Origin of the sequence: Pseudomonas meliae (assembly GCF_001400515.1) — a bacterium.
GTDB classification, from domain to species: domain Bacteria; phylum Pseudomonadota; class Gammaproteobacteria; order Pseudomonadales; family Pseudomonadaceae; genus Aquipseudomonas; species Aquipseudomonas amygdali.
The window spans coordinates 1-8,420 of sequence record NZ_LJQT01000092.1; the positions used below are offsets into that span (position 1 = coordinate 1).

Annotated in this window: 8 protein-coding genes; all 8 read left to right on the plus strand. The window is 53.3% G+C overall.

From position 1 onward, the window contains the following. Positions 1–49 precede the first annotated feature (49 nt). The 8 genes from ALO64_RS04090 (at position 50) to ALO64_RS25645 (ending at position 8,411) form a co-directional block, all read left to right on the plus strand. Positions 50–2,485 (plus strand): conjugal transfer protein TraU, encoded by a 2,436-nt coding sequence (locus ALO64_RS04090; protein ID WP_152623924.1) that lies wholly within the window; start codon positions 50–52, stop codon positions 2,483–2,485. Beyond that, positions 2,482–2,919 carry a hypothetical protein gene (locus ALO64_RS25865; RefSeq protein ID WP_200893701.1) on the plus strand — a complete coding sequence of 146 codons (438 nt, stop codon included), beginning with the start codon at positions 2,482–2,484 and terminating at the stop codon, positions 2,917–2,919. Before ALO64_RS04090 ends, ALO64_RS25865 begins: the two co-directional genes overlap by 4 nt. A gap of 28 nt (positions 2,920–2,947) precedes the next feature. Further along, a complete protein-coding gene (traW, locus tag ALO64_RS04095; protein WP_235378727.1) occupies positions 2,948–3,727 on the plus strand; it encodes a conjugal transfer protein TraW in 780 nt (259 codons plus the stop codon). Then, a complete protein-coding gene (locus ALO64_RS04100) occupies positions 3,727–4,317 on the plus strand; it encodes a hypothetical protein (RefSeq protein ID WP_044345339.1) in 591 nt (196 codons plus the stop codon). The genes traW and ALO64_RS04100 overlap by 1 nt, the downstream gene beginning before the upstream one ends. Then, positions 4,314–6,491 (plus strand): DotA/TraY family protein, encoded by a 2,178-nt coding sequence (locus ALO64_RS04105; RefSeq protein WP_044345341.1) that lies wholly within the window; start codon positions 4,314–4,316, stop codon positions 6,489–6,491. Before ALO64_RS04100 ends, ALO64_RS04105 begins: the two co-directional genes overlap by 4 nt. A 121-nt stretch (positions 6,492–6,612) precedes the next feature. Further along, complete coding sequence (locus ALO64_RS04110; protein WP_044345345.1) at positions 6,613–7,119, plus strand: hypothetical protein; 507 nt, start codon at positions 6,613–6,615, stop codon at positions 7,117–7,119. A 28-nt stretch (positions 7,120–7,147) separates the two neighbouring features. Continuing rightward, positions 7,148–7,912: a hypothetical protein gene (locus ALO64_RS04115; RefSeq protein WP_044345342.1), complete on the plus strand. Its 765-nt coding sequence runs from the start codon at positions 7,148–7,150 to the stop codon at positions 7,910–7,912. Between the two features lie 25 nt (positions 7,913–7,937). Continuing rightward, complete coding sequence (locus ALO64_RS25645; RefSeq protein WP_169788674.1) at positions 7,938–8,411, plus strand: hypothetical protein; 474 nt, start codon at positions 7,938–7,940, stop codon at positions 8,409–8,411. Positions 8,412–8,420: the final 9 nt, after the last annotated feature.

Below are 8,420 nucleotides of genomic sequence, written 5' to 3' on the forward strand. Positions count from 1 at the left end.
TTACAGTGGCGGTGACAAGTATCGCCATGACACGATGATGGACCGGCTCATGGACGATTTCATCTCGTGTGGAGTCGAAGGCAAGAAGGGAATCATGATGAAGCCTTTGAGCGCACATGAGGCCGCTAAACGCATCAGGATCATGTTGAATCGCGAAGGCACTTCGCAGAAATTCAGACCGCAAATAGTAGGCGACCGGTTCATGTTTCGCGGGGCGACGGACGAAAAAGACTATTCTGAGCTTGTACCTCCCCGCCTCAGCTATCAGATCTGCAGCAATGACGTGGAGCCCAAAGGTAATTACGTCAAGACTGCCAGGCTGTGGCACGGCTCTCTGGGAATGGAGCTGGGCCCGCAGGACATTGTTCCGTTCACGAAGCTCTTTGACGCCGTAGGCAAAAAGGATCCTTGGCGGATCCGCTTCGATATCGCGCCTGGCGGTCTTTCAATGATGCGTGCGCGCAAGCTGATGGTTGGCTTTGTCGGCGTTCTGCCCGACAACAGGGCTATCCGCGATTCATTCAAGTATTTGGAAGGGATTTCTAAAGATGAGGCTGTCATGTCACTAAAAGTCATGGCCTCGACTTGGAGTTCTGATAAAACCGATCTCGAGACCAGAATGTCACGCTTAGAGAAGGCCATTCAGTCATGGGGTTCATGCCAAGTGCAAAAGACGCACGGCGATCCCATGGCTGCTCTCGCTTCCTCGATCCCGGGCTTCACAACAAAAAACATCGCGAACCGTCACATACCCCCTTTGAAAGATGCACTGAAAATGTTGCCTCTTCAACGGCCCGCTACCCCGTGGCCAGATAATGGTTCTTGGATTACGCGGACGCCAGATGGAAAAATCTATCCGATCGGCCTTGGGAGCTCGATCCAAGACACTTGGATTGAGCTGCTGTCAGGCATACCGGGCTCGGGCAAATCAGTTGCAGCCAACTGCATGCACAATGCGACCTTGCATCGTCCAGGTGCTACTCAACTCCCACTACTGACGATTGTAGATGTCGGCCCTTCGTCCTCTGGACTTATTCAGATGATCCAGGATTCGCTTCCTGAGCACCGCAAGTCCGAAGCGGCATACCTCCGACTACAGAATAACCGCGACTTCGCATCGAATCCGTTTGATCCCCAATTGGGCGCGCGACAGCCTACCCGTCGCGAACGCGAATACTGCGTCGACTTCTTGAATTTGCTCTGTGCCAGCGTAGTCACTGACGGTATCGGAGGGGCAAAAGCCCGTACTCCGTCCGATTGCGCCGCGGTAAACGAGATGCTGATGACCCTTGTGTATGACGACAAAGCGGGGCGTGGAGCAAACCAGTACGAGCAGGATGTCGTACCAGCAGTCGACAAGGTGCTAAGTGAATCGGGGATAAGTGCTGAGCACGATGAAAAGTGGTGGAGTGCTGCTACCTGGTATGAAGTTACCGACATGCTTTTTGCAGCTGGCTACGTGCGCGAAGCGACTTACGCTCATCGTCAAGCCTCCCCAGTGCTGCCCGATTTCACAGCAATGCTCAACAACGAAGGTGTTCGACAAACCTTCGGGGAAATTAAGACAACCGCCGGTGAGCCGCTTCTGAAATACATGGGCCGGTGCTTCACCTTGGCATCAACGACCTACGCAGTATTTTCCGGGCGAACTCGCTTCGAGGTCGATTCGACCACTCGCGTTATATCCGTCGACCTGAACGATGTGATTGGTTCAAAGACACCAGAGGGCGCGATCAAAACGTCTTGCATGTATATGTTCGCTCGTCACCTGGGAGCTAAGAATTACTTCCTGCGCGAAGAGGATATTAGGCTCGTTTCTCCTCCGCTGTACCTCGATTATCACCTGAAACGTGCTGAAGACGTTGCGTCTCAACAGAAGACCATTGCTTACGATGAATGGCACAACACTGAAGGGATGGACACTCCGGTTCTCACACTAGTGAAGGATGGTCGTGAAGGCAGGAAATGGGGTATTCGTATCATGGTTATTTCTCAATTTCTGCGCGATTTCCCAAGCGCTCTGCTCAACGCTGCGACGTCGGTATTCGTGCTGAGGGGAGGCAACGTAGATGATGAGGCTGTGTTACGGGAAAGCTTCAAGGTGTCTCACGAGACCATTCAGCAACTCCACCTGCAATGCACAGGCCCAGGACGCAATGGTGCCAACATGCTTGCTTTGTTCAAAACAAACCAAGGCACCATCACGCAGATCCTGACAAACACCACTGGCCCGCTTGAATTGTGGGCGATGTCGACCACACAACAAGACACCGCATTGCGTACTGAACTTTACAAGCGAATTGGCCCGATGGCCGCTCGCCAAGTCCTCGCTAAGCGCTTTCCGCTTGGCACTGCCAAGACCTATATCGAAGCTCGTGAAATCGCCGCAACATCGAACGGCAAGGTCAGCGTTGTCAAGCAATTGGCTGACGAGTTGGTGAACCATTACTACGCAGATCGCAACAGCCAGGGAGAACTAGTATGAAGAACGTATTCCGCTTTACTCCTCTGGCCGTTGTGCTGCTGATTGGCACTGCTTCCCCTTCACCAGCATATGCTTTGTGCGACGGCTGCGTCGTGGGGGCGATCGGGACCTCAACGATCACATTGACCGGAGCGATCGCCGCCACAACAGCTTCGGTGAACGCAATGAATCTATCTGTTAGCCAGTTGCTCTACCAGGTGGGTACCGCAACTACCCAAGGAGCGAGCAAGGTCGCTAATACCATTGAAACTGCTGCTCGTGTTCAAAGGGAGTTTGATGCGAACCAAGAGCGAAGCCGCAGGTATGAAAATGCGCGTCAGAATTATTACGTGCCCAATTCGATCTGCAGCGAATCTGGATCAGGTGGCATCAATGAGGTTCGGGCTGGGGTCGCTGCAGTAAAAGCTTCTATCCGCACAGGGGGGGGGAGGTAAAGCTGCGAGCACCAAGATTAATCAGGCCCTGACAGCTCCAGCGCAGGCCCCAGCGATCGATGCAATGCGTTCTGCGAGCATCCATGCCGACTACTGTGATACTGATGATTACGCAGCATATGGCGGGGCAACCGCGTGCCCTGCCGTTTCAACAACGATGCCCGGGGCAGATAAGCGTCTCGACTCGCTGACGATTGGCGCCGGCAAGAACGGCAAGGATCAGGACCTGACCTTTTCCCAGGCACAAACCGACGCTGCAAGGATGTATACGCAAAACTCCGCCCGTCGATCTGTGGCTCCCCAGCTCAAGAAGGGCCAGGCTGAGTCCGACGCAGGTGTCCAATACATCGGCCTGATGAATCAGTACAACTCCATCATCTCAGCAGCAACAGACCCTCAAGATCAAATGATCGCCGCAAGCCAGCCCTTGGATTCGACGAAAGATCTGCTGAAAGAGGCGCGCAGCTCCAAATCAGCTGAGGCCTATTACCAGAAGATTGCTTCGCCTGAAGCTAAACGAACAGGAACAATGTCAGCTCGCGAATTCGAGTCTTTCGAGGTTGGACGCCGGTATGCAAACACTGAATACCAGGCCGACCTGCAGAACATGACCGGGGATAATCTTGTACGTGAACAGATCCGTGTTCAAACACAGACCAACTGGTTGCTCCTCGAGCTTCGCAACGACGTTACGCGTGGAAACATCATTAACGGCCTCAACCTGGCCAGCTCCGCTCGGCAGGAATTTGAGCCGGTTCTGGGCGAAAAATACCGGGCTGTTAACGGCCGCCTGGGGGGAGCTAACTAATGACCGAGGAAAAACAGAAATCCAAGGTTCGTCGAGGTCTTTCCATCGGGCTTCACATGGTGATCCCGTTCTGGGCCATGCGTCAGACGTATCGGTTGGCCAAGAACGAAGTAACCAGGTCAAAAGAGCATTTAGACGTCATCCGGCAGCTGTCGGCAGATGCCAAGCAGACACTGCGCGAACGGCGTGAAAAGGCTGAGAGTGAGCAGCAATCCTTCAGCGAGGCGATCAACAGTCGAGAACCTGGAGCTATGTCGATTCCTGAGCTCTATCGCTATTTCCTCTCCCGAAAGCGTGCCTGCCAACTGGCAGCCTTGATCATGGGGCTCTTAGCGATTATTGGAATCGTGCTCGGCATCTATCTCGACTCGTCGAAGGGCGTAATCCAAGGCTTGCTCTCTATCGCGACTGCAATGCCTCTGCTCTTCGCAATGGCATTGAGCGCACAACTTCGCCTATGGCAGCTCAAGACGCAGCGCCTGTCAAAAGCCGAAAAAGGTGGTTTGAAGGACTTCATCACTGAGAACCGGAATTGGATCAAGCAACTGCTCGATCCGGAGTACGGCCACTCAAAAGGAGGCCGGCCATGAAAATACAAAACAAAGCGTACGTTGCGTTGGCGTCGCTGCTCTGCAGTACCTTAGCCTTGGCAGACAGCACCACATTGGGAGAGATCTCGACTGCCGCCAAACGCTCTGGTGATAAGTCGCGTGAAGCGCTTGTCTCCATCTATGGCCAGGTCGTGAATAATCCCTTGGCCTCGTCCGGTAGCGGCGGTGACACAATTCTCGCGAACATTTTCCAAGTGTTTAACAGCGCTTTACTTGTCGTTGGAGCGATGTGGGCATGCTACATCGTGTTCCGAAAACTCACCCGCACTGCCCACGACGGTTCCATCTTCGACAGACAACAGTCTTCATCATGGGGGCCTGTACGGCTAGTTTGGGGCGTAGTGTCTCTCGTGCCCACCGCAAACGGTTGGTCTCTGTCGCAACTGCTGATGCTGTGGTCAGCTTCTGTCATGGGAGTGGGTGTTGCCAACCTGGGCGTCGATGCTGCGATTTCCAGCTTTGAGGATGGGCAATCAATGGTCGTTCAGCCAGTCATGCCCTCCACTACGGGTTTGGCGCACAGCGTATATGAAGCCAACCTTTGCTTGCATGGCATCAATGCCGGCATCGCACAAGCACAAGCAAGCGGTGGCCTGGTCATTCCAGGTGGTTACATCCAGCAGACAGCTACGAACAAAGGTTTCATCCTCAAAAACAATAGCTTTGTCTGCGGTGGGGCAGACATTAGTGGTGACCTCACATCGCAGCCAATCTCTACAAACGTGATCAGCGGCACGATCGATGTCTCCGACATCAGGAAAGCACACTTGGATGCACTGAAGGCTATGCAGGCCTCTTTAAGTCAGTCTGCACAGTCGTTTGTGAATGCATCAGTGAAACGGGCCAATGGCGACAAAGCAGCGCTTCCAGATAGTGAATATGCAATCCAAATCGCAGCCCAGAACTATGAGAACTCGGTCAACAAGGTAGCCGGTACCAAGCAGGGAGACATCAAGCGGCTTGCCCAGGAACTCAGCTCGAACATCAGCAAATCGGGCTGGTGGGTGCTGGGTGCCTGGTATCAGACATTTGCTCAAGCCAACACCAAGCTTTCTGATGCAATGGCCGCGAAAGCTACCGTATTTGGAATGTCGGCAAGCGGTGATCCTTCGGTTATCTCAGTGTACGACGAGGCCTACGCGGCTTATAAAGCGCAACAGGAAACCACCTCCTACACCCCAACAGCGGGTACCAGTCCATCTGGCAACTATTCAAAAGGCGTTGTAGGTGCGGATGCGGGCAATATCATTGGCAGCATGTTTGCTGCGCCTGGCCAGCGGATAGTGAACTACCTGGTGGACGTCAACGCCGGAGGCGAGGGTCTAGGTCAGCTCAACCCGCTGATCAAGATGAAAAATCTTGGCGATTACACGATGGTTGCAGCAGAGACTGCCATCGGCGCCTACGTGACTGCGAAGGCTCTGGAAAAGGTAAAAGATGGGTGGAACGTCGCAGGCGTCTTTGCCAAGGTTGCAAACGCAGTGACATCGGTTGGAGATGCCCTGAGCGGCGTGCTTGAAGGTGTATCGCCTTTCATCATCGGCCTGATTCTAGCTTTGTTCATTCTGGGCGGTACTCTTTCGACATATCTCCCCATGGTGCCCTTCATCATCTGGTTCGGGGCCGCAGTTAACTGGTTGGTTGTGGTTGGCGAAGCGATTATCGCTGCGCCACTGTGGGCTTTCACGCATTTGGGTGGCGAAGGCGAGGGCATGGGCCACAAAACCGCCCATGGCTACATTTTCCTCCTGAACGTCATGATCCGCCCTGCACTGATGGTGGTTGGATTCTTCTTGGGTGGAGCTGCTCTGATCGCCGGCGGAACGTTGCTAAATCAGGGCTTCGGTATCGCACTAGCAAACGCACAGTTCGACTCTGTGACCGGACTGTTCTCGATAATCTTCTTCCTAGCGATCTACTGCGGCATGTGTACGACCTTGGTCCATAGCTGCTTCAACCTAATCCTGATTGTTCCTGACCAGGTCATAAACTGGGTCGGTGGTCACGCTGCAGCCTCCGTTGGCCGTGAGGACAATGAACGGATGCGCAGTGCGATGACAGTCTTTGGTAGCCGTCTCGAGCAGTTGATGCCTAGAGGTGGAGCAGGGGGCGATAACAAGCGTCCAAATGGAGGAGATGGTTTCAAGGGATGATCACACATAGGGGCTTCGGCCCCTTATCAATTGAGGATTGACCTGTCAATGGGTCATGATAGAATGAACATAATCTACTTCCGTATTGTGTATCTCATACGGACTTTTTGAGGGGATCGATATGCATATTATCTGGTGGGTCCTTCGTCCGTTTTACTGGCTCGGTCTGGTGCCGGTGATAGCCGTGTTTCTGATTTCTTGTTTCCAATTCAACAGGGATACAGAAGTATCTCTGGGGATCATGGCCATCGCGTTGGCCTATTTTGGCTTCGGGTACCTACTGTTCTCGATAGCTCCACGCTATTTCAAATCACGCCTTTTTAGAATGGTCGAGACGGCAAAGCTGAGCGGCTTCAATCCAAGCCATGAAGCTGTATCGGTGATGTATAACCGCTACGTCGGATTTGATAGCGGCGCAAAGAAGGCCTTGTACGTCGACGTAAACCTGAACAGTTCGACCCTAATTGATTTTGATCAGGTCTCCAGCTGGGAGCTGCTGCCAGATAAAAGCCCGCACCTGCTTTTCAGATTGATTACTCGCGTGCCGAACTTGCGCGAGATAGGTGTTCGTATCAAGGCGAACCAGTTTGGTGCCTGGAAGTCGGATATGCACTCTCTGTTCGGCTGATCACGAAATTCAAAGGACTTGATGCTTTATGAACCTGAAAATGACTGCTGCAGCATGCGCTGTAATTGGGCTCCTGACGGGCTGCGATAACAAAGAAGCAAATGCACCTGTTGCCCCAAAGCAAAGCCAGAGCGTGCTGAATCGACCCGTAGAAGCGGCAAAACCTGAACAAGTGATCGACGCGGCGTCTGTGCCTCTGAACCAATACCAGGACTTGGCAAGCAACAACGGCCAACCGCTGACTTACCTGGTACTTGCAAAGGCACCTGGTGCCACGACAGAAGACAAGATGGGCTACCTCTCGCCTGACTATTTGGCCACCAGCGATGCTTTCAAGCGCAAAGATATCGAAACGGCTCAGTGGCCAAGCTTTGAGGCAACCCTGAAATCCTATGCAGCTAATGACTACTACTCGCTACCAATCTCAGGTTTTGGCGTTTCGCCCGTTTTGAGCATGCAGAACATTTCTATTGGGCCATACGATTTCAGCACCCAATCTTTCCCCCTCACCAGTTACGGGCAGTACTGCTGGGCGAACCCTGTTCGCAATGCCCAAGGGATGAACCTGCAGGTTAAACCTTCTGCATTCCCATGCAGCCTGGAAGTGAAGAACGCCGCTGAGGCTCGATCAATTGAGGAAGCACGAGCAAAAGGCAGCCTCGACCTTCGAGGCACGTTGTACCTGTACATACCTGAAGCTGACGGAAACACCGCAGTTGGCCAGGTTGTGCGCGGCTCGATCGACCTAGTCGACCCACAAACTAATCAGGTTATGGCGAACTTCACCATGTAACGATCTGAAGCTAAGGAGGTGACCTATGAAGCAACTAGTGACACGCGAGCCATGGTGGGCTCAACCGCCCAAACCCGGGCAAAGTGACAATGACTGCACATGGGGCTACCTCGAGCGCTTCGACGATGGATCGTTTTCGTTCAACCACGCCGATCGCCCAAGCGACGAAGAAATTCACAACCGAAAGGGATGCCGAGTGCCGCCGCACTCAACGTCGCCCTCAACCGAGATTTTACAAGGCAAGGAGACTTCGATGAGTGCGAGCTCGATCCAAGAATGGCAAGGTGTCCTGCAGGACATTGCTGAACAGAAACGGCATCGCCTGACAGGCAGCGAGTACAAGGAGGTTATCGCTGCAATCGAGGCGCAGCCCAAGGACATCGAAAACCAGCACATTGCTCGTCAGCTGGTCGCCAAGCTCGCGCAGCACCAAGGCCATGAGTCCGAAGCACCCTTTCGAGATCCAAACCTGAATCGTGTGTTCAACGTGGGGTTCTAATCACAAACC